Origin of the sequence: Actinacidiphila acididurans (assembly GCF_016918855.1) — a bacterium.
Taxonomy (GTDB): domain Bacteria; phylum Actinomycetota; class Actinomycetes; order Streptomycetales; family Streptomycetaceae; genus Actinacidiphila; species Actinacidiphila acididurans.
The window spans coordinates 68,704-88,993 of the sequence record NZ_JADKYB010000020.1; the positions used below are offsets into that span (position 1 = coordinate 68,704).

Genomic DNA, 20,290 nt, shown 5'->3' on the forward strand with positions numbered 1-20,290 from the left:
GGGCAGCCGCGGCCGGTCCGAACGGACCCGCACGCACGGCCGCAAGCCCAAGCCGCAAAGACCTCAAGCTCGCCGGGAAGACGTCAGCACCGCGTGAACAACGACGTTCGCCGAATACGTTTGGCTCGTCCGGTCAAAGGTCCCCCCGCACGTGATGAGGCGAAGCTCGGGCCGCCCCGTGGAGTCGTAGCCGTAGACACGATCCGCGTCGAAGTGATCCTTGGAGACGGTCTCGACGGATTCCACGGTGAACTCGGCGACGACGGAATCCGCGCGGGTGATGTCGACGAGCGCACCGCGCTGCACGGAGGCGAGTTGGTAGAAGACCGCGGCGCGAGCCTCCGTGTCGACGTGGCCCACGATGATCGCGGCACCGGGGGCGCCGGGGGCGGGGCCGTCGCGGTACCAGCCGGCGACGTCGGGGGTGCTGTAGGGCGGCGGGTCGACCGTACCGTCGCGCAGGCCGCGGCCGACGAGGCCGGCGTGGAGGCCGAGGGAGGCGATGTCCAGATGGAGGGGGCGCGCGGGGGGCAGGGGTGCGTGCGCGGGGTAGAGCTGGGGGGAACTGTCGCCCTCGACGGCGGCGACGGGTCGGGCCGCGCCCGGTGCGGCGGCGATCGGCCCGCGCGCACTGGAGACGCCGCCGTGCCCGAGCAGCCAGGCGGCGAGCAGCAGCAGGCCGACGGCGAGAGCCGCCCAGGTGCGGCCGTCGGGCCGCGGCTCGGCCTCGTCATCGGGGCCGGTCATCGGTCAGCCGTGCTCCGGGCCGCGGCGCCGCCTCAGGACCAGCCCGGTCAGGCCCACCGCCGCGAACCCGCCGGTGGCGACCAGCGCGCCGGTGCTGCTGCCGGCCGCCGCTGGACCTGCGGCGAGTTGCGCGGTGCCGCCGCCCCCGGCCGGCACGGGCCGCGTCGGCCGCCCCGGCGCCCCCGGTACGCCCGCCCCGGAACCGCCGCCCTCGGCGGCACCGGTGACCACGGTGACCGACGCCTGCGCCGAACTGGTCACGCCGTCGCACTGCACCGAGATCGCGTACGAGCCGGCCGTCGCGTCGGACTTGATGTACGCGTCGCCCTCCAGGCCGTCGCCGTCCTTGGCCGGGGCGAGCGTCACGGCGTTGACGAACGCCTGCGCACTCGCCTTGGCCTTGTGCCCGGCCGTGCAGGAGCTCCGCAGCCGCAGGGAGACGATGCCGCCGGGGGCCACGCTCCGCGGGCTGACGTTCATCGCCCCGCTCCCGGAGCCGCTCCCGGCGGAGCCACCCGTCGCGGCGGGATCGGCAGCCGTGTCCGGCCCGGCGGGCGCCGGCACGGCGGAGGGGGTGCCGCTCGCGGCGGGACTCGCGGCGGGATCGGCCGTACTACCGGGATCCGCCAGGGACGGATCGGCGGCGGTGTCCGTACCCGGGTCGGCGGCCACGTCGGCGCCCGGATCCGTGGCCGCGGTGTCGCCGGTGACCGGATCCCCGGCCGAACCGGTGTCCGTACCGGCGGAGAGGTCGGCCCCCGAGGGATCGGAGGGGGCAGAGGCGTCGGAGGGGACGGTGCCCGCGCCGGTGGCGGTCGTGGCGCTGCTCGCCCCCGAGTCGCCGGAAGCGGCGACGGCCGGCTCCGGCAGGGCGGCCGTCCCGCCGACGGCGAGCACCGCGGCCACGCCCACGGCGGCGACGGCGGGCAGTTTCAGACCGAACATGGAACAGGACCTCCGCGTCGCCCGGGCACGGTTCTCGTACCCGCTGCTTACGAAGGTCCCCGGCCCGGGCACGGATCGCACCCGGGCGTGCCCCACCGGAGTGACGGGGCCGTCACGTACCGTGGCACCCAGCGGCGCCCGGCGGCCTCAGATCTCGGCGACCAGGTCGGCGATGGAGTCGACCACCCGGGACGGCCGGAACGGGTAGCGGTCGATGTCCGCGGACGTGGTCAGCCCGGTGAGCACCAGGAAGGTGGTCATGCCGGACTCCAGGCCGGCCAGCACGTCGGTGTCCATCCGGTCGCCGATCATCGCGCTGGTCTCGGAGTGCGCCCCGATCGCGTTCAGCCCGGCGCGCATCATCAGCGGGTTGGGCTTGCCGACGAAGTACGGGGCCTTGCCGGTCGCCTTGGTGATCAGCGCGGCCACCGACCCGGCGGCGGGCAGCACACCCTCCGGGGACGGGCCGGTCTCGTCCGGGTTGGTGCACAGGAACTGGGCGCCGTCGTTGATCAGCCGGATCGCCTTGGTCAGCGCCTCGAAGCTGTAGGTGCGGGTCTCGCCGAGCACCACGTAATCCGGCTCGTGGTCGGTGAGCACGTAGCCCACGTCGTGCAGCGCGGTGGTCAGGCCCGCCTCGCCGATCACGTACGCCGTGCCGCCGGGCCGCTGGTCGTCCAGGAACTTCGCGGTGGCCAGCGCGGAGGTCCAGATGTTGGCCACCGGCACGTCCAGCCCCATCCGGGACAGCCGTGCGTGCAGGTCGCGCGGCGTGTAGATGGAGTTGTTGGTGAGCACCAGGAACGGTTTGCCGGACTCCTTGAGTCCCTTGAGGAAGGCATCGGCGCCCGGGATGGGCGTGCCCTCGTGTATGAGCACCCCGTCCATGTCGGTGAGCCACGACTCGATGGGCTTACGGGTCGACACGGATTCGCTCTCCTGTCCTCGTGTCCTCGGCCACGCGTGTTCGATGCCCCAGCGTAACGGGGGTGCGGCCGTCCGGACCCCGGGTGTCTCGCCTGCCGGTCACGCGGCGGCGGCGAGCGTGCCGCTGAACAGCGGAGCCAGGGCGAGCAGGGCCGCGCCCTCGGCGACGGCGAGCGGCCGGCCGAGGCCCACCGGCAGCGGCCGGCCCCGGTCGGCGAGCACCGCGGCGACCTCGGTACGGAACAGGTCCGGGTGCGCGGCGACCGTCCCGCCGCCGAGCACGATCCGGTCCACGTCCAGCAACGCGGCCAGGTTCGCCGCGCCCACCCCCAGCAGCCGGGCCGCGCCCCGCGGGTCCCCCGCCGCGACCGCCGCCAGGCACAGCGCCTCCAGGCAGCCCCGGTTGCCGCACTTGCACACCGGCCCGTCGAGCTGCACCACTTGGTGCCCGAACTCCCCGGCGCCGGTCCGCCCGCCCCGGTGCAGCGCCCCGCCCAGCACCAGCGCGGCACCGAGCCCGGTCCCGAGGTGGAGGTAGGCGAAGGAGTCCCCGGGGTCGCTGTCCGCTGCTGCTGCGTCCCCGTCGCCGTTCCCGTCCTGGTGCGGCAGCACCGACAGCGCCGCCGTGTTGGTGTTCTTGTCGACCGCCACCGGCAGGTGCAGGCGCGCGGTGAGTTCGGCGCGCAGCGGGCAGCCGGACCAGTGCGGGAAGCCGGTGACGCGGTGCAGGACGCCGGTGGTGTGGTCGAGCGGGCCGCGCATGCCGACCCCGACGCCGACGACGGGCGCGGGGGCGAGCGCCAGGACCGTACGCAGACCGGCGGCGATGGCGGGCAGCGCCTCGGCGACCGGAAGACCCAGGTCCAGCGGCAGGGTGCGGTCGGCCACGGTGCGGCCGGCCAGGTCGGTGAGCACCGCGGTGAGGCGTTCGCCGTCCAGGTGCGCACCGACCGCGTACCGGGCGCGTACCGCCAGCGCCAGGTCGGTACGGGGCTTGCCGCCGGTCGAGGCGCGCCGGCCGGCCTCCTCCACCAGGCCCTCCGCGCGCAGCCGGGCGGTGATCTTGCTGACCGCCTGCGGGGTCAGGCCGGTGCGTTCGGCCAGTTCCTGGCGGCTGACCCCGGCGCCCCCGCGCAGCGCGCAGTCACGCAGCAGGGCCAGGACGAGCGCGGCGTTGTGGCTGCGCAGGGCGGGCAGGTTGGCTCCGGCGGTGGGCAGGTTCACCCGTTCATTGTGGCCCGCCCTTGCACTTTCGCAACAGTGTTGCCAAAGTGGCGGCATGCGCGTACCCCCTACCGCCCCGCTCCGCGTCGCCCTGGTCGGCTACGGGCCGGCCGGCGCCTTCTTCCACGCCCCGCTGATCGCCGGTACCCCGGGCCTGAGCCTGGACACCATCGTCACCACCAGCCCCGAGCGCCGCGCCCAGGCGCTCGCCGAGCACCCCCGGGTGCGGTTCGCGGGCGGCGCCGACGAGCTGTGGCCGCGGGCCGGCGAACTGGACCTGGTGGTCCTGGCCTCCCCCAACCGCACCCATGTGCCGCTGGCCGCCGCCGCCCTGGAGGCCGGGCTGCCGGTCGTGGTGGACAAGCCGATGGCGACGACCGCCGCCGAGGCCCGCAGCCTCGCCGCCCTCGCCGAGGCCCGCGGCCTGCTGCTCACCGTCTTCCACAACCGCCGCTGGGACGCCGACTTCCGCACCCTCCAGTCCCTGCTCGCCAAGGGCGAGCTCGGTCGGGTGCACCGCTTCGAGTCGCGCTTCGAGCGCTGGCGGCCGCAGCTCAAGGGCGGCTGGCGCGAGTCCGGCGACCCGGCCGAGGCCGGCGGCCTGCTCTACGACCTCGGCAGCCACCTCGTCGACCAGGCACTGACCCTCTTCGGCCCGGCGGCTCACGTCTACGCCGAGGGGGACGTACGCCGCGAGGGCGCCGCGGCCGACGACGACAGCTTCATCGCCCTCACCCACACCGGCGGGGTCCGCTCCCACCTGTGGATGAGCGCCACCACCGCGCGGCTCGGCCCCCGCTTCCGGGTGCTCGGCAGCACGGGCGGCTACGTCACCTACGGCCTGGACCCGCAGGAACCCGCCCTGCGCGAGGGCCTGCGGCCCGGCGAGGGCACCGAGTGGGGTGCCGAACCCGAATCCGCCTGGGGCACCCTCGGCACCGACGAGACCGCCCGGCCCGTACCCTCCCTGCCCGGCGACTACCCCGCCTTCTACGCCGCCGTCGAAGCCGCCCTGCGCGACGGCACCGCCCCGCCGGTCACCCCGCTGGAGGCCGCCGCAACCCTGGACGTCATCGAGGCCGCCCGCGAGTCGGCCCGCACCGGACGGACGGTGACCCTGTGACCACGGCTTCCTCCGCTTCCCCGGACAACCTGCTCGCCGTCCTCGCCGCGCAGGAGGAGGAACTGGTCCTCCCCCGCTTCACGCCCGACGACGCGTGGGTGCTGGGCTGCCTCCTGGTGGACCTCGCCCGCTCCCGCGGCGCCGCCGTCACGGTCGACATCCGGCACGGCGCCCAGCAGCTCTTCCACTGCGCGCTCCCCGGCACCACCCCGGACAACGATGCCTGGCTCGACCGCAAGGCGCGCGTCGTGACCCGCTATCACGCGTCCTCCTTCCTGGTCGGCGAGCGCTTTCGTGCGAAGGGTTCCACCTTCGAGGCGTCCTCCCGCCTCGACCCCGACCTCTACGCCGCCCACGGCGGGGCCTTCCCCTTGCGGGTGGCCGGCGCCGGCCTGGTCGGCATCGTCGGTGTCTCCGGCCTCCCCCAGGCCGAGGACCACGCCTTGGTGGTGGAGGGGCTTCGGCAATTCCTGCGGGAGGGGGTTCGCCCGGAGTAGCCAGGGCCCGCCTGGCGGCGGGCGGTTCGCCGGGAGCGCCCCGCAGGGGCGCGGGGAACTGCGCGAGCAACCCTCCCCCAGAGCCTTCGGCCTGGGAGGTACCCCCACCGTGGCGCGCGTCGCCACCGGCCCGAAGGGGCAGTTGCTGCCGTCTCCGGACCACTGGCCGTCACTGGCTGAGCGCGCCCACGCGGCGCCGGCCGCATGTCGACTACAGCCCCGCGCCCCTGGGTTGTCCGGGCGAACCGCCCGCACGCAATGCTGAGGTCACGCAGACTTGAGCTCTTGCCGTTGCCGCCCGAGCCCATCGATCTCGAGCTCGACGATGTCACCGGGTCGAAGGTACGGCTTGGGCTCGGGCTGTCCGAGGGCCACGCCGGCAGGCGTACCCGTGTTGATGACGTCACCCGGGTAGAGAGTCATGAAGTGGCTGAGGTAGCGGACCACTTCGGCCACGGGGAAGATCTGGTCGGCGGTCGTGCCGTTCTGCTTCAGCTCGCCGTTGACCCACAGCCGCAGCGGGAGGGCCTGCGGGTCGGCGACCTCGTCGGCGGTGACCAGCCAGGGGCCGAGCGGGTTGAAGGTCTCGCAGTTCTTGCCCTTGTCCCACTGGCCGCCGCGCTCGATCTGGTACTCGCGCTCCGACACGTCGTGCGCGACCGCGTAGCCGGCGACGGCCGACAGGGCTTCCTCGTGCGAGGCCGCGTACCGCAGCTCCCGGCCGATGACCACGGCCAGCTCGACCTCCCAGTCGGTCTTCTCGCTGCCGCGGGGCACCAGGACGGTGTCCTCGGGGCCGACCACCGTGTCGGGGGCCTTCATGAAGACGACCGGCTCGGTGGGCACCGTGGCGCCGGTCTCGGTGGCGTGGTCGTGGTAGTTGAGGCCGATGCACACGATCTTGCCGATCCGCGCCAGCGGCGGCCCGACCCGCAGGCCGGCGTCCAGCGCGGGCAGCGAACCGTCGGCCAGGGCCGCGGCGATCCGCTCCAGCGCGGCTCCGTCGGCCAGCAGGGCACCGTCGATGTCCGGCACGAGACCGCCGATGTCCCGCGCCACGCCTTCCGGGTCCAGCACGGCGGGGCGCTCCGCCCCGGCAGGTCCGACACGCAGCAGCTTCACAGTGAGAACTCCGTCGTAGTGCGTAGTGACAGTGATGCGGTACGACAGCGCCGACGCCGGCCGTACGGGCCGGTCACCTGCCGGTACGGCAGTCATCGGATGTCTTGTCGATCCTCCAAGGAGCGGGCGGCCCGCGCAACCCCCGACCGGCAGGTGGACCGGAGCCGGGTACGAACCAGAGGTCGGAGCCGTATCACCCGTTCGTACCACTGGGTCCGTACCGCTCAGCCGCCGGCCACCCGCGAGATCGTGTAGATGAGCACACCGGCCAGCGCGCCCACCACCGTGCCGTTGATCCGGATGAACTGCAGGTCCCGCCCCACGTGCGCCTCGATCTTGCGCGAGGTCTGGTCGGCGTCCCAGCCGGCCACCGTCTCGCTGATCAGCGAGGTGATCTCGGCCCGATAGGTGGTCACCAGATACGTCGCCGCGTCCTCCAGCCAGGTGTCCACCTTGGCCCGCAGCCTCGGGTCCGCGGACAGCCGGCCGCCCAGCGAGAGCAGCGAGGCCCGGGTACGCAGCCGCAACTGGCTGCGCTCGTCCTCGGCCGCGGCCACCACCATGCCCCGTACCGCGCTCCACACCGAGGCGATCAGCTCCTGCACCTCGTCCCGGGCCAGCAGGTCGTTCTTCAGCCGCTCCACCCGGGCCCGGGTGTCCGGATCGGACTGGAGCTCCACCGCGAAGTCGGTGAGGAAACGGTCCACCGCGCCGCGCGCCGGGTGCTCCGGCGAGTCCCGCATCTCGGTGATGAACCGCAGCAGCTCCTTGTAGACCCGCTCGCCCACCTTGCGGTCCACGAACCGCGGGGTCCAGCCGGGCGCCCCGTCCTTGACCGCGGCCATCACGGAGTCGCCGTGCAGCACCAGCCAGTCGTGGGCCCGTACGCACACCAGGTCCACCACCCGCCGGTGGCCGCCGTCCGCCACGATCCGCTCCAGCATCTTGCCCAGCCCCGGCGCGACCTCCTGCGCCTCGGCCCGCCGGGTGATCGCCTCGCTGACCACCGCCTGCACGTCGGAGTCGCGCAGCACCGTCAGCACGCCGCGCAGCGCCGCCGCGGCCTGCTCGGTGGCCTTGCCGGCGTTGTCCGGCTCGGCGAGCCAGCCGCCCAGCCGCGCGCCGATGCCGACCGAGCGCAGCCGGGCCCGCACCACGTCCGCGGACAGGAAGTTCTCCCCCACGAAGTCGCCCAGGCTCGCGCCCAGCACGTCCTTCTTCGTCGGGATGATCGCGGTGTGCGGGATCGGCAGGCCCAGCGGACGGCGGAACAGCGCCGTCACCGCGAACCAGTCGGCCAGCGCGCCCACCATGCTCGCCTCCGCAGCGGCGGCCACGTACCCGGCCCACGGCCCGGCACCGCTCGCGCCCGCCCACTTGCTCAGCGCGTACACCACGGTGGCGACCAGCAGGAAGCCGGTCGCGATCAGCTTCATCCGGCGCACCCCGCGGCGCCGCTCCGCATCCATTTCGGCCGTGGCCGGGTGCGCGCCGGCCGGCCCGGCCGGGCGCCGCGGCATCCGCGCCGGTCCCGCCGTCACCGGCGGCCCCGCGCGCTCCACCGGTACCGGTCTGCTGTCCGTCCGCCCCGTGTCCATCGGCTCCACCCGCGTATTCTCACCGCCACTGCCATTCCGGGAACGTACGAGAGGCCCGGGCGGCTCCCGGTGTCGCCGCCGGACCGCCGCCGGGCCGAAGGAGGATCATGACCGAGCGGCGCACCGCCGGGGGGCTGCCCGGCTATGCGGAGCACTTCGAGGAGCCCGAGGGCTACCTCGACTTCGCCCGGTACGGACCGCCGTCCCGCGACGTCCTCGCCGCGACCGCCGACGCCCTGGCCCGCTCGGCCCGCGCCGACCACACCACGGTCGACGACCTGATGCACGCGGACGTGCGCGCCCGCCGGGCCGCGGCCCGGCTCGCGGGCACCGACCCCGACCACACCGTACTGCTGCCCAACGCCTCCACCGGCCTCTTCCACGCCGCCTTCGGCATCCCCGGCGGCACCGTGCTGGTGCCCGCCACCGACTTCCCGGCCAACCACTACCCCTGGCGGCGCAGCGAGGACCTCGGCCGCGCCGTCCCCCGCTGGCTGACCCCCGGCGCCCGCGGCCCGATCACCCCCGACGCCGTACGCGCCGCCCTCACCCCCGACGTAGTCGCCCTGGCCGTCAGCGCGGTGGACTTCCGCACCGGCGCCCGCGCCGACCTGGCCGCCCTGCGCGAGGTCATCGGCCCGGACCGGCTGCTGGTCGTCGACGGCATCCAGGGCTTCGGCGTCGCCGACCTGCCCTGGCCGGCCGCCGACGTCCTGGTCACCGGCGGCCAGAAGTGGCTGCGGGCGAGCTGGTCCACCGGCTTCGCCGCCCTGTCCGACCGGGCCCTGGAACGCCTGGAACCCACCCTCACCGGCTGGACCGGCGTCACCGACGTGGCCCTCTTCGACGACAGCGAGCACCCGGTGGCGCCCGGCGCGGGCCGCTGGAGCATCACCAACCTCAGCCCGGTCGCCGCGGCCGCCTTCGCCGCCGCCCTCGAACTCGTCGAACGCGCCGGCGTCCGCGCCATCGAAGCCCACATCCACGACCGCGTGGACCAGCTCCTCGACACCGTCCGCGCCCACGGCGGCGAGATCCTCTCCCCCACCGCCCCCGCCGAACGCGCCGGCATCGTCTCCTTCCGCCTCCCCGGCACCTCCCCTTCCGACATCGCCAAGGCCCTCCACACCCACGGCGTCACCCCCTCGGTCCGCGCCACCTCCGTCCGCCTCTCGGCCCACGCCTCCACCTCCCTCGCCGCCGTCACCCGCGTGGACGCGGCCCTGTCCACCCTGGGTTGAGACCCGGCACCCCGATCTCACCCCGATCTCAACCCGGAGCCGCTTCCTCACCCCGTCTGCCCGTACATCCGCGCGATCACGTCCTCGATCGCCGGGTCGGGGACCGAGAGGTCGACCAGGGGGGTGGGCGGTGCCCGACGGCCGAAGGACGGCTGAGGTGAGGGCGGCGGACCCCGGCCCGACGAAGCCTGGCCTCCGGGGCGCCGGTCTCCGGCGGCAGCGGTCCCGGAGCGGCACAGCCCGGACGCGGCCGGCGGCGACGGGGCATGACCTGGCCGATGCGGTCCTGGCTTGTCCGGACCGGAACCTTCGTGCGGACTCTGACCGGCCCAGACCCTGGGCGCTGCGGACTCCAGTCAGTGCGGGTCCGGCGGGTGGGACGCTGACCGGTCCGGACTCTGCCCGATGCCGACCCCGCCCAGTCCAGCCCTGGCCCCTGCGGACCCCGGCCGCTGCGGCCCCTGGCCTGTCCGGATCCCGACCGACCCGGATCGCGGCCGGTGCGGACCCGCCCCCAAAGCAGGAGGCGGGTCCGCGGCGCGTGCGGCCGGTGGGATTCGAACCCACACGGGGTTGCCCCCACTGGGACCTAAACCCAGCTCGGCTGCCAGTTACGACACGGCCGCGCGGTCCGTTACATGGTAGCCACCGCTTCCTGTGCGAGCACCCCTCCGACCCGCCGGGCCGGTGACCTGCCGCGGCCCCATGTCCCGGTGAGCGCGTGGCAGTTGGGGCACAGATACCGCAGGTTCTCCCGCCGGTTGTCCAGCCAGTCGCCGCTGACGTGGTCGATGTGCAGGGTGAGCGGGCGGCCGCGCCACTGGCCGGTGTTGCCACAGGTCGCACACCGGTACGGGGTCCCCACCTCGGCCAGTGCCCGGTGCAGGCGGGCCCGGTTGAGGCGGGGCGAGCCCGGCGGCCGCACCACCAGGACCTCCGCCGCGACCGCCCTGGGCGCGGGCAGCGCGACAGTTCGGCGTGCGGGTCTGGCGAAGTGGCCGGTGTCCACCCCGAGGCGGGCCACCGCCCGGCGCAGCCGGCGGTGGTTGGTGTCGTCCACGGCCAGGCCCAGGGCGCGTATCGCCTCGGCGTAGCTGGTGACGGCGGGCACGACCGCGCGCAGGGCCGCTTCCGGGACCGGGGCACGGGCGTGGCGGAAGTGGGCGGTGCCGATCGCGTGCGCGCGCAGCATCCGGCCGAGCGCCGCGCGGGTCCGTCCGTCGTCGGGCACCCCGAGGGCGCGGGCCACCGCCCGGACGCTGTCGCAACGGGCAGCGGCAGCCGCGAGTTCGGCCGCGGTGAACGGCAGGACCGGCCCGTCGCGGCCCATCGCGGGGAAGTGGCTGACGTCGATGCCCGCCGCCGCGAGCCTGCGGCTCAGATGGGAGAGGGTGCCCGGGGCCGGGGTGGCGCCCAGGGCCCGGGCCACGTCGAGCAGGCTGCGCGCGGACGCGGCTGCCTCCGCGAGGGCTTCGTCGGAGTACGTGCGCCACCCGCGGGCACGGGCGAAGTGACCGGTGTCGAGGCCGAGTTCGGTCACCCGTCGCTGAAGGGCACGCCGCCCGCCGCCGCTGACGCGCATCCCCAGGGCCCGCATGGCCCCAGCCCACGACGTCGCCCCCGCAACGGCGGCCGCCACCTCCGCACGGTCCAGTTCCATGACCCGCACCCCCATTCGCCATCACGTTCGATTCATCATGGGGTTCAACGACGCCAGCCATGCTCGGTTACGCTCCGAAGCCAGCCGATTTCAGCGGCCTTCGCGGATTCAGCCCATCCGACCGATCCACTCGGTCCGGCTCACCCGCCCCCTCACACCCCCAGATCCCGAATCAGCTTCGCCACATGCCCCGTCGCCTTCACGTTGTAGAAGGCGTGCGCCACCTTGCCGGACTCGTCGACGATCACGGTGGAGCGGATCACGCCGGTGACGGTCTTGCCGTACATGGTCTTCTCGCCGAACGCGCCGTAGGCGGTCAGCGTGGCCTTGTCGGGGTCGGCGGCCAGGGTGACCTCGAGGGATTCCTTCTCGCGGAACTTGGCGAGTTTGTCGGGCTTGTCCGGGGAGACGCCGATCACGTCGTAGCCGGCGCCGGAGAGAAGGTCGAGGTTGTCGGTGAAGTCACAGGCCTGCTTGGTGCAGCCGGGGGTCATGGCGGCAGGGTAGAAGTAGACGATCACCTTGCGGCCGCGGTGCGATGACAGGGACACGGGGTTGCCGTCGGCGTCGGGCAGGGTGAAGTCGGGGGCGGTGTCGCCAGGGGCGAGGCGCTCGGTCATCGGTGGCTCCAGGGCAAACGGGGTGCCGACGCGGCGGGGGCCGCGTCGTACTGACAGACTGTCCGAACGGTACCGAATCAGGCGATGGAGGCAGCGGTGGCGGAAGCCAGGACGCCCGCTCAGATCGAGGCGGACATCACCCGCAGGCAGCACGAGCTCGCGGCGACCCTCGACGAGATCGCGGTGCGGGTGCACCCGGTGACGATCGCCCGGGACACCAAGGCCAAGGCGGTCTCGGCGCTGGACCGTACCGTGGGCCAGGCGTACGTGGCCGCCAACCGCGCGGTGAGCCGGGCCCGGGCCCAGTTCGTCACGGAGGAGGGCAAGGCGCGACCCGCCCGTATCGTGCCGGTCGCGGTGCTGGCCGTCGTGGTCCTCGCGGGCGCGGTGGCCGCGGCCCGGGGACGCCGCCGCTCCCGGTAACGTCGTGACCGTGAGTACCGACAACGAGCACGACAAGCTGCCCATCCGCATGCTGCACGACCGCGTACTCGTGCGGCAGGACACCGCGGAGGGCGAGCGCCGCAGTGGCGGCGGCATTCTGATCCCGGCCACCGCGGCCGTCGGCAAGCGGCTGGCCTGGGCCGAGGTGGTCGCCGTGGGTCAGAACGTGCGCACGGTGGAGGTCGGTGACCGGGTGCTGTACGACCCGGAGGACCGCGCCGAGGTCGAGGTGCGGGGTGTGGCGTACGTCCTGATGCGCGAGCGCGACCTGCACGCGGTGGCCGCCGAGCGGCTCCAGGGCACGGACGACTCCACGGGGCTGTACTTGTGACGATGTGAGATCGGTCACGCGGGACATCGGCGCCCGGCCCGGATTCGGGCCGGGCGCCGCCGCGTCCAGGGGTACGGCGCCCCGGCTCACCCTCCGCCGGACGCGGCCACAGGTGTCCCCCGGCTCCCCGCCGTACTGCCGCCGGAGCCCGAGCCGGTGGTGGGGCCGGTGCTGGAACCGGCACCGGAAACGGAACCCGGGCCGGAGCCCGCACCCGGTCCTGAGCTGGGCCCCGATCCGCCGCCACCTGCCGTCGTGCCGCCCACCGGGTTCATCGTGGCGGTGCCGGTCGGGGTGGGCGTCGTTCCGGTCGGAGTCGCGGTGGTGGTCGGCGCGGTGGTGGACGGCGGCTGGGCCGTGGTGCCGGTCGGGGTCGGCGCGGTGCCGGTGGGCGGCGGAGCTGTGGTGGTCGGCGGCGGCGCCTGGGTGGTGGTGCTCGGCGTGTCCGACGGGGTGCCGGTGTCGGTGGGCAGTGTGTTCGCGCCGGGCTGGAGTTGCAGGTCGAAGTCCTGCTGGGGCACACCGTTCAGGGCGTCGGCGGTGTACTGGGCCCAGACCTGGCCGGGCGGCCCACCGCCATTGACGCGGGCGACGCCGAGCGCGTTGTTCAGCGATTCCTGGGCGCCGGTGTCGGGGTTGAGGCCGAACAGCGCGACCACGGTGGCCAGCTTGGGCGTGTAGCCGGCGAACCAGGCGGCCTTGTCGTCCTCCGCGGTGCCGGTCTTGGCGGCCGACGGCCAGCCGGAGCCCTGTGCTGCGGTGGCGGTGGCGGTGGGGCTGTCCACCACGCTGCGCAGCACCGAGGTGGTGGTGTCGGCGGCCCCGCGGGGGATCGCCTGCACCGGGTCGCGCGAGGGCAGCGACAGGTCGTTGCCGTCCTTGTCGACCTTCGTCACCAGGGAGTACGGGATGCGCTTGCCGTGGTCGGCGAGCGTCGCGTACACCTGCGCCATTTCCAGCGGGCTGGCCCCGAAGGCGCCGAGCGCCATGGCGGGTGTGCTGGGCACGGCAACGGAGTCGGGCAGGCCCAGGGCGTGCGCGGTCTCGGTGACCTTGCCCGTGCCGACGTCCTGCGCCATCTGCGCGTAGACCGCGTTGACGGACTTGTCCATGGCCTCGGTGACGGAGATCGGCCCGTACGAGACCTTGTCCTCGTTCTCCGGGGCGTAGCCGACCGGGCCGTTCGGGCCCTGCACCGGGCGCTTGCTGTCGCCGTTGTAGACCGTGTCCGGGGTGATGGCCTGGCCGTCCTGGGTCTGCGAACTGTGCTGGAGGGCCGACGCGAGTATCACCGGCTTGAAGGTCGAGCCCGGCTGGTACGTGGCGTTGGTGGCGCTGCTCACGTACTGCTTGGTGTAGTCGAGGCCGCCGTAGAGGGCGACGACATTGCCGGTGGCCGGGTCGATCGACGCCGCGCCGGTGCGCACGTAGGAGTCGGCCTTGGTGGTGCCGAGCTTGCTCCAGACGTTGTCCTGGGCGGACTTGACGATGGCGTCCTCGTCGGACTGCTGGATGGTGGTCGTTATCCGGTAGCCGCCGGCCCGCAGCGCGTCGGCGCTGACGATGTTGTTGTCGGTCAGGTACTTGTTGACCGCTTCGATGATGTAGCCGCGCTGGCCGGCCTTGCTGGCGGTCGGTTTGGGCTTGCCTATGGTGGGGAACGTGGTGGCGTCGCGCTGGGCCTGGGTGAGCCAGTGCTCCTTGACCATGCCGCCCAGGACGTAGTTCCAGCGCGCCTTGGCGGCGGGCGCGTTCTCCGGGTGGGCGGCCAGGTCGTACTCGCTGGGGGCGTTGAGCAGCGTCGCCAGGTACGCGCCCTCGGCGGTGGTCAGGTTCGCGGCGTCCTTGTTGAAATACGCCTGGGAGGCGGCCTCTATGCCGTACGCGTTGCGCCCGTAGTAGCTGGTGTTGAGGTAGCCCTCGAGGATCTGGTCCTTGGTCTCGTTGCGGTCCAGCTTGATCGAGATGAAGAACTCCTTGAGCTTGCGGGAGACCGTCTGGCTCTGGTTCAGGTAGTAGTTCTTCACGTACTGCTGGGTGATCGTGGACCCGGACTGGGTGCCCTTGCCGGTGGCGGTGTTCCAGGCGGCGCGCAGCATCGACTTGGGGCTGACCGCGGACTCGTGGTAGAAGTTCCGGTCCTCCGCGGACAGCACCGCGTACCGGGCGGTCTTGGCGACGTCGCTCAGCGGCACGTTCTGCCGGTTGACCGCGCCGTCGCGGGTGATCTCGGTCTTGCCGTCGGCGTAGAGGTACACGTTGTTCTGCGCGACCGCCGCCGCGTTGGGGTCGGGGATCGACACCAGGGCGTAGCCGAGGAAGAAGCCGCCGATCAGCACCAGCAGCACGCCCAGCACGCCGCCGGTCACCATCCGCCAGGTGGGCAGCAGCCGGCGCCACCCGCTCCGGCGGGGCCGGCCGGCACCGCCCGGACCGCTCTGCACGTCACTCATGTCCTGTGGGACTCCTCGGCCGCCGCCGGGGTTGACCCGCGGCGGCACATCATGCATCAAATCGTTACGTAGGCTCCCGTACGGGCACGTAGTCCTCTCCACACTCTCGCATCACTGGTAAGCCGCGGATCAGCGCGACGCATCCGTGACAGGTCTGTGACAGGCCGGACGGCGCACCCCGGCCGCCCGATCGGGTGGAAAACCACTGGTGGTTGGCGGCCGCGGCGCACTACGCTCGGCGGCTTGTGTGCCGGGCGGACGTGAGGGGGTTCACACCGATGAGGGCCGTTTCCGGCGAGATGTCCGGCGGGACGTCCGACGAAGGCTCCGGCGAGGGTTCGCAGGACGGCTCCGGGAAGGAGCCCGGCCGGCGGTCCGGCGGGCGCGACGACGTTCCTGGCCGCAGGTCGCTGTACGCGGCGGTCGCTGTCCGCGGCTTCCGGCGCTGGGCGACGTACCGCACGGCGACGGCGGCCGGCGTCTTCACCAATACGGTCTTCGGCTTGATCGTCTCGTACAGCTATGTCGCACTGTGGGCCCAGCGCCCGCACCTGGGCGGCTACAGCCAGTCGCAGGCGCTCACCTATGTGTGGATCGGGCAGGCGCTGCTGATGACGATGTGCCTGATGGGCGGCGGGTTCGAGGACGAGCTGATGGAGCGGATCCGGTCCGGCGACATCGCCGTCGACCTGTACCGGCCGGCCGATCTGCAGGGCTGGTGGCTGTCCGCGGACCTGGGACGGGCCGTCTTCCACCTGCTCGGGCGCGGGGTCGTGCCCATGGTGTGCGGCGCGCTCGTCTTCCCGCTGGCGCTGCCCGGCGACGCGGTGACCTGGCTGCTGTTTCTCGCCGCAGTGGTGCTCGGCGCGGTGGTGAGCTTCGCGGTGCGCTTCCTGGTGGCGCTGAGCGCCTTCTGGCTGCTGGACGGCGCCGGGGTGAGCCAGGTGGTGTGGCTGGCCGGGCTGTTCTTCTCCGGGATGCTGCTGCCGCTGACCGTCTTCCCCGGCTGGCTGGGCGGCCTGGCCCAGGCGCTGCCCTGGGCGGCGATGCTCCAGGTGCCGGCCGACGTGCTGCTGCGCCGGCACCGGGGCCTGGCCGTGCTGCCGCCGCTCGCCCTCCAGGCCGCCTGGGCGCTGGCGCTGCTGGCCGCGGGCCGGGCGCTGCAGGCCGTCGCGGCCCGCCGGGTGGTGGTGCACGGTGGGTGAGTACGGTGCGGTCGACGCGCACGGTGCGGCCGGCGAACCCGGCGCCGTGGGCGCGGGGAACGACGCCCATATGCCCGGCGCCATGGACGCGGGATACGACACCCACGTACGCGACACCGTGGGCGCGGGTTCGGTGGCGGCCGTCGCCGAGGCGCTGCGCGCGTACCGGCTGATCGTGGCGATGTGGGTGCGCTCCACCATGGCCTACCGCGCCTCCTTCGTCCTGACCGCGCTCGGCAACTTCGCCGCCACCGCGCTGGACTTCGTCACGATCGTGCTGATGTTCTCCCACATCACCACGCTCGGCGGATTCACACTCCCCGAGGTGGCCTTCCTCTACGGCACCACGAGCACCGCCTTCGGGGCCGCGGACCTGCTGCTGGGCTCGATGGACCGGCTGGGCCGGCGGGTGCGCGACGGCACCCTGGACACGCTGCTGCTGCGCCCGGTGCCGGTCCTGGTCCAGGTCGCCGCCGACCGGTTCGCGCTGCGCCGGTTCGGCCGGATCCTCCAGGGCGCCTTGGTGCTGGCCTGGTCGCTGGCCCGGGTGGACGTGGCCTGGACCCCGGCGAAAGTGCTGCTGGTGCCGCTGATGCTGGTCGGCGGCACGGCCATCTTCGGCGCGGTGTTCGTGTGCGGCGCGGCCTTCCAGTTCCGCGCGGGCGACGCCTCGGAACTGCAGAACTCCGTGACGTACGGCGGCAACACCATGCTCCAGTACCCGCCCGGGGTCTTCGCCCGCGAACTCGTCCGCGGCGTCACCTTCGTGGTGCCGCTGGCCTTCGTGAACTGGCTGCCGGCCCTGCACATCCTGGGCCGCCCCGACCCGGTCGGCCTGCCCGGCTGGGTGGCCTTCTGCTCCCCGCTCGTCGCCCTGCTGTGCTGCGCGGTGGCCGGCGCGGCCTGGCGGGCGGGCCTTCGTTCGTACCGCAGCACAGGGAGTTGACGCACAGTGGAGCGCGCAGGAGACGCGGCGGGCACGGAACACGCCCCCGATTCGGCGGCCGAACCGGTCATCGAACTGGAGGGCGTGGCCAAGGTGTTCGACGTACGCCACCGGGCCGGCCGGGGGCTGCGGCGGGAACGCCGCGAAGTGCGGGCGGTGGACGGCCTGACCTTCACCGTGCCGCGCGGCGAGGTCGTCGGCTACATCGGGCCCAACGGTGCCGGAAAGTCCACCACCATCAAGATGCTGACCGGCATCCTCAACCCCAGCGCCGGCCGGATCCGGATCTGCGGCATCGACCCGACCCGCGAACGCACCCGCCTGGCCCGCCGGATCGGCGTCGTCTTCGGGCAGCGCACCACACTGTGGTGGGACCTGCCGCTGCGCGACTCGTACGAACTGGTGCGCAGGATGTACCGGATCGGGACCGCCCGCTACGAGGCGAACCTGGCGCGTTGCGTCGAACTGCTGGACCTTTCCGCGCTGCTGGACGTGCCGGTACGGCAGCTCTCGCTGGGCCAGCGGATGCGCGGCGACATCGCGGCGGCCCTCCTGCACGACCCCGAGGTCCTCTACCTGGACGAGCCCACCATCGGGCTGGACGTGATCAGCAAGTCCCGGGTGCGCGACTTCCTGCGCACGGTCAACGCCGAGCGGTCCACCACCGTGCTGCTCACCACGCACGACCTGACCGACATCGAGACTCTGTGCCGCCGCGTCATGGTCATCGACCACGGCCGCCTGATGTACGACGGCGGCCTCGCCGGCCTGCACGCGGTCGGCGAGAGCGAGCGCACCCTGGTCGCCGACTTCGCCCACGAACTGGCCCCGGTCACCGTCGAGGGCGCACGCTTCGTCCGCGCCGAGGGCCCCCGTCAGTGGCTCGCCTTCCCCGCCGCCGCCTCCGCGGCCCCTCTGGTCGCCGCCCTCGCCGCGCGCTACCCCCTGGTCGACCTGTCGGTCCGTGAGCCGGCGATCGAGGACGTGATCGCGCGGATGTACGGGCAGCCGGGGTGAGGGAAGCCGCTCAGCCCAGCAGTTCCATCAGGTGCGGGGCCAGGGCGCGGAACGCCTTGCCGCGGTGGCTGATGGCGTTCTTCTCGTCGGGGGTGAGTTCGGCGCAGGTGCGGGTGTCGCCGTCGGGCTGGAGGACGGGGTCGTAGCCGAAGCCGCCGGTGCCGGACGGGGTGTGGCGGAGGGTGCCGTGGAGGCGGCCCTCGACGACGCGGGTGGTGCCGTCGGGGAGGGCCAGGGCGGCGGCGCAGGCGAAGTGGGCCGCGCGGTGCGGGGTGTCGATGTCGGCGAGTTGGGCGAGGAGCAGGTCGAGGTTGGCCCGGTCGTCGCCGTGCCGGCCGGCCCAGCGGGCGGAGAAGATGCCCGGGGCGCCGCCGAGGACGTCCACGCACAGGCCCGAGTCGTCGGCCACCGCGGGCAGTTGGGTCGCCTCGGCGAGAGCGTGCGCCTTGAGCAGGGCGTTCTCGGCGAAGGTGATCCCCGTCTCCTTCACGTCGGGCACCTCGGGGTAGGCGTCGGCGCCGACCAGGTCCAGGTCGGGGCCGAGCCCGGCGGCGGCGAGGATCGCCCGCAGTTCGGTGACCTTGTGGGCGTTGCGGGTGGCGAGTACGAGGCGGCGCGTCATGCCCGTGATTATCGCCGGTCCGGGGTTCCGGGCGGCCACGGTGGCCCGGCCGTACGGAGCCCCGGTCGCGGCCGTCGTCCCCTGCCGTCCCGAAGCCGCGGGCCGCGCGGAAGCCGCCCGGCCCCTCGAGCCCGCTCAGCCCGGCGTGCACGCGCTCGTCAGGTGCGACGCCGCGCTGCCCACCGGCCGCAGGTCCGGGGTGCGGCCGGCCGCCGCGGTGGTGCGGGCGGTGCGGACGGCGGCGTCGAGCCGGTCGACGGCCTGGGTGACGTCGGAGTCGTGGCCGCGGTCGCCGAGCGAGCGCAGGTCGGTGCGGACCTTGTCGAGGGCGTCGACGGTGGCCTGGCGGCGGCCGGGGTCGCTCACCTGGCCGATGTTGGTGGCGGTGCTCTGCAGGTCCTGAAGGTCACCGGCGATGGTGGCGGCGGTCTTGGCGCAGTCCCAGGCGCGCTGGGCGCTGTCGCAGGCGGTCACCGCGAGGCCGCCCACGGCCAGGGCCGCTGTGCACAGCAGTGCGGTGGTGGTACGGCGGCGCTTCATGGCGGGCCCCTCCCCCGGGTCCGTCCGCACCCGGCGGGCTGCCGCGTGCGCGTCTGCACGTACACACGCGGCAGAAGGCGTACGGGTTGCCCGCCGGGGCCGTGCGCCGCAAAACCGCACGACGGCAGGACCGGAAGAGCGCAGGACCGGAAGAGCGCAGGACCGGAAGAGCGCAGGACCGGAAGAGCGCAGAACCGAGGGACCGCACATCCGGGAAACCGCGGGACCGCCGGGGATCAGCCCTTCAGGGCCCCGGCCCCCTTCAGCGCCCCCTCCAGGGCCTCCTGCTGGACCTCGGTGAGCCGGGCGCAGCCGGCGACGGCGAGGGAGAGCAGGGAGTCGAGCTCCGCGCGGTCGAAGGGCTTGCCCTCGGCGGTGCCCTGGACCTCGACGAAGCGGCCGTCGCCGGTGCAGACGACGTTCATGTCGGTCTCGGCCTTGACGTCCTCCTCGTAGGCGAGGTCGAGCAGGGGGACGCCGCCGACGATGCCGACGCTGACCGCGGCGACGCTGCCGGTGAGCGGCTGGGCCTTGGCCTTGATCAGGTGGTTGGCCTGCATCCAGGCCACGGCGTCGGCGAGGGCGACGTAGGCGCCGGTGATCGCGGCGGTCCTGGTGCCGCCGTCGGCCTGGAGGACGTCGCAGTCCAGGACGACGGTGTTCTCGCCGAGCGCCTTGTAGTCGATGACGGCCCGCAGCGAGCGGCCGATCAGGCGGGAGATCTCGTGGGTGCGGCCGCCGATCTTGCCGCGGACGGACTCCCGGTCGCCGCGGGTGTTGGTGGCCCGGGGCAGCATCGCGTATTCGGCGGTGACCCAGCCCTCGCCGCTGCCCTTGCGCCACCGGGGCACGCCCTGGGTGGCGGTGGCGGTGCACAGCACGCGGGTGTCGCCGAAGGAGACCAGGACGGAGCCTTCGGCGTGCTTGCTCCACTGCCGCTCGATGGTGACGGGGCGGAGCTGGTCGGGTGTACGGCCGTCGAATCGTGACATGCGCCGAGCCTATCCGGGGCCCGGGCCGGTCCCGAC

20 protein-coding genes and 1 tRNA gene are annotated in these 20,290 nt (G+C 73.8%); 8 read left to right on the top strand and 13 right to left on the bottom strand.

Annotated elements, in window-relative coordinates; all coding sequences use genetic code 11:
* Nucleotides 1–63: 63 nt before the first annotated feature.
* The 4 genes from ITX44_RS30355 to ITX44_RS30370 form a co-directional block, all read right to left on the bottom strand.
* Complete coding sequence (locus tag ITX44_RS30355) at nucleotides 64–747, bottom strand: class F sortase (protein ID WP_205361150.1); 684 nt, start codon at nucleotides 745–747, stop codon at nucleotides 64–66.
* Nucleotides 748–750: 3 nt separating this feature from the next.
* Nucleotides 751–1,692: a hypothetical protein gene (locus ITX44_RS30360; protein ID WP_205361151.1), complete on the bottom strand. Its 942-nt coding sequence runs from the start codon at nucleotides 1,690–1,692 to the stop codon at nucleotides 751–753.
* A gap of 147 nt (nucleotides 1,693–1,839) precedes the next feature.
* Complete coding sequence (locus ITX44_RS30365) at nucleotides 1,840–2,619, bottom strand: HAD-IIA family hydrolase (RefSeq protein WP_205361152.1); 780 nt, start codon at nucleotides 2,617–2,619, stop codon at nucleotides 1,840–1,842.
* Between the two features lie 99 nt (nucleotides 2,620–2,718).
* Entirely contained in the window at nucleotides 2,719–3,843 is a 1,125-nt protein-coding gene (locus ITX44_RS30370) for an ROK family transcriptional regulator (protein ID WP_307795570.1), read from the bottom strand.
* 55 nt (nucleotides 3,844–3,898) lie between these two features.
* Here ITX44_RS30370 and ITX44_RS30375 point away from each other — a divergent pair, with 55 nt between their 5' ends.
* Nucleotides 3,899–4,966, top strand: coding sequence for a Gfo/Idh/MocA family oxidoreductase (locus ITX44_RS30375; RefSeq protein ID WP_205361155.1), 1,068 nt, complete (start codon nucleotides 3,899–3,901; stop codon nucleotides 4,964–4,966).
* On the top strand, nucleotides 4,963–5,463 hold the full coding sequence (locus tag ITX44_RS30380) for a heme-degrading domain-containing protein (RefSeq protein WP_205361157.1): 501 nt from the start codon (nucleotides 4,963–4,965) through the stop codon (nucleotides 5,461–5,463). The genes ITX44_RS30375 and ITX44_RS30380 overlap by 4 nt, the downstream gene beginning before the upstream one ends.
* A 267-nt stretch (nucleotides 5,464–5,730) precedes the next feature.
* Here ITX44_RS30380 and ITX44_RS30385 read toward each other — a convergent pair whose 3' ends face one another.
* Together ITX44_RS30385 and ITX44_RS30390 are read right to left on the bottom strand one after the other, a co-directional pair.
* Complete coding sequence (locus ITX44_RS30385) at nucleotides 5,731–6,585, bottom strand: fumarylacetoacetate hydrolase family protein (RefSeq protein ID WP_205361159.1); 855 nt, start codon at nucleotides 6,583–6,585, stop codon at nucleotides 5,731–5,733.
* Nucleotides 6,586–6,809: 224 nt separating this feature from the next.
* On the bottom strand, nucleotides 6,810–8,105 hold the full coding sequence (locus ITX44_RS30390; protein ID WP_236062016.1) for a DUF445 domain-containing protein: 1,296 nt from the start codon (nucleotides 8,103–8,105) through the stop codon (nucleotides 6,810–6,812).
* A gap of 185 nt (nucleotides 8,106–8,290) precedes the next feature.
* Between ITX44_RS30390 and ITX44_RS30395 the strand changes: the two genes are divergently transcribed.
* On the top strand, nucleotides 8,291–9,424 hold the full coding sequence (locus ITX44_RS30395) for an aminotransferase class V-fold PLP-dependent enzyme (RefSeq protein WP_205361161.1): 1,134 nt from the start codon (nucleotides 8,291–8,293) through the stop codon (nucleotides 9,422–9,424).
* Nucleotides 9,425–9,966: 542 nt separating this feature from the next.
* Here the strand turns inward: ITX44_RS30395 and ITX44_RS30400 are convergent.
* The 3 genes from ITX44_RS30400 to bcp all read right to left on the bottom strand — a co-directional run bounded on the left by ITX44_RS30400 (nucleotide 9,967) and on the right by bcp (nucleotide 11,704).
* Nucleotides 9,967–10,050 (bottom strand) — tRNA-Leu (locus ITX44_RS30400).
* A gap of 8 nt (nucleotides 10,051–10,058) precedes the next feature.
* On the bottom strand, nucleotides 10,059–11,084 hold the full coding sequence (locus ITX44_RS30405; protein ID WP_205361162.1) for an HNH endonuclease signature motif containing protein: 1,026 nt from the start codon (nucleotides 11,082–11,084) through the stop codon (nucleotides 10,059–10,061).
* 152 nt (nucleotides 11,085–11,236) lie between these two features.
* Complete coding sequence (bcp, locus tag ITX44_RS30410; RefSeq protein ID WP_205361163.1) at nucleotides 11,237–11,704, bottom strand: thioredoxin-dependent thiol peroxidase; 468 nt, start codon at nucleotides 11,702–11,704, stop codon at nucleotides 11,237–11,239.
* 96 nt (nucleotides 11,705–11,800) lie between these two features.
* Between bcp and ITX44_RS30415 the strand changes: the two genes are divergently transcribed.
* Nucleotides 11,801–12,127 carry a DUF3618 domain-containing protein gene (locus ITX44_RS30415; protein ID WP_205361164.1) on the top strand — a complete coding sequence of 109 codons (327 nt, stop codon included), beginning with the start codon at nucleotides 11,801–11,803 and terminating at the stop codon, nucleotides 12,125–12,127.
* A 49-nt stretch (nucleotides 12,128–12,176) separates the two neighbouring features.
* Entirely contained in the window at nucleotides 12,177–12,479 is a 303-nt protein-coding gene (locus ITX44_RS30420; protein WP_205361308.1) for a GroES family chaperonin, read from the top strand.
* An 86-nt stretch (nucleotides 12,480–12,565) separates the two neighbouring features.
* On the opposite strand, the gene ITX44_RS30425 is transcribed toward ITX44_RS30420, so the two are convergent.
* On the bottom strand, nucleotides 12,566–14,932 hold the full coding sequence (locus ITX44_RS30425; RefSeq protein WP_236061989.1) for a transglycosylase domain-containing protein: 2,367 nt from the start codon (nucleotides 14,930–14,932) through the stop codon (nucleotides 12,566–12,568).
* A gap of 278 nt (nucleotides 14,933–15,210) precedes the next feature.
* Here ITX44_RS30425 and ITX44_RS30430 point away from each other — a divergent pair, with 278 nt between their 5' ends.
* From ITX44_RS30430 to ITX44_RS30440, 3 genes are all read left to right on the top strand, one after another.
* Entirely contained in the window at nucleotides 15,211–16,137 is a 927-nt protein-coding gene (locus ITX44_RS30430; RefSeq protein ID WP_236061990.1) for an ABC transporter permease, read from the top strand.
* Between the two features lie 82 nt (nucleotides 16,138–16,219).
* Nucleotides 16,220–17,083 carry an ABC transporter permease gene (locus ITX44_RS30435; protein ID WP_236062017.1) on the top strand — a complete coding sequence of 288 codons (864 nt, stop codon included), beginning with the start codon at nucleotides 16,220–16,222 and terminating at the stop codon, nucleotides 17,081–17,083.
* Between the two features lie 69 nt (nucleotides 17,084–17,152).
* Nucleotides 17,153–18,100 (top strand): ABC transporter ATP-binding protein, encoded by a 948-nt coding sequence (locus tag ITX44_RS30440; RefSeq protein ID WP_307795576.1) that lies wholly within the window; start codon nucleotides 17,153–17,155, stop codon nucleotides 18,098–18,100.
* Nucleotides 18,101–18,110: 10 nt separating this feature from the next.
* On the opposite strand, the gene rdgB is transcribed toward ITX44_RS30440, so the two are convergent.
* The 3 genes from rdgB to rph form a co-directional block, all read right to left on the bottom strand.
* Nucleotides 18,111–18,722: an RdgB/HAM1 family non-canonical purine NTP pyrophosphatase gene (gene rdgB, locus ITX44_RS30445; RefSeq protein ID WP_205361171.1), complete on the bottom strand. Its 612-nt coding sequence runs from the start codon at nucleotides 18,720–18,722 to the stop codon at nucleotides 18,111–18,113.
* A 135-nt stretch (nucleotides 18,723–18,857) separates the two neighbouring features.
* Nucleotides 18,858–19,262, bottom strand: coding sequence for a hypothetical protein (locus ITX44_RS30450; protein ID WP_205361173.1), 405 nt, complete (start codon nucleotides 19,260–19,262; stop codon nucleotides 18,858–18,860).
* Between the two features lie 236 nt (nucleotides 19,263–19,498).
* Nucleotides 19,499–20,254 carry a ribonuclease PH gene (gene rph / locus ITX44_RS30455; RefSeq protein ID WP_205361174.1) on the bottom strand — a complete coding sequence of 252 codons (756 nt, stop codon included), beginning with the start codon at nucleotides 20,252–20,254 and terminating at the stop codon, nucleotides 19,499–19,501.
* Nucleotides 20,255–20,290: the final 36 nt, after the last annotated feature.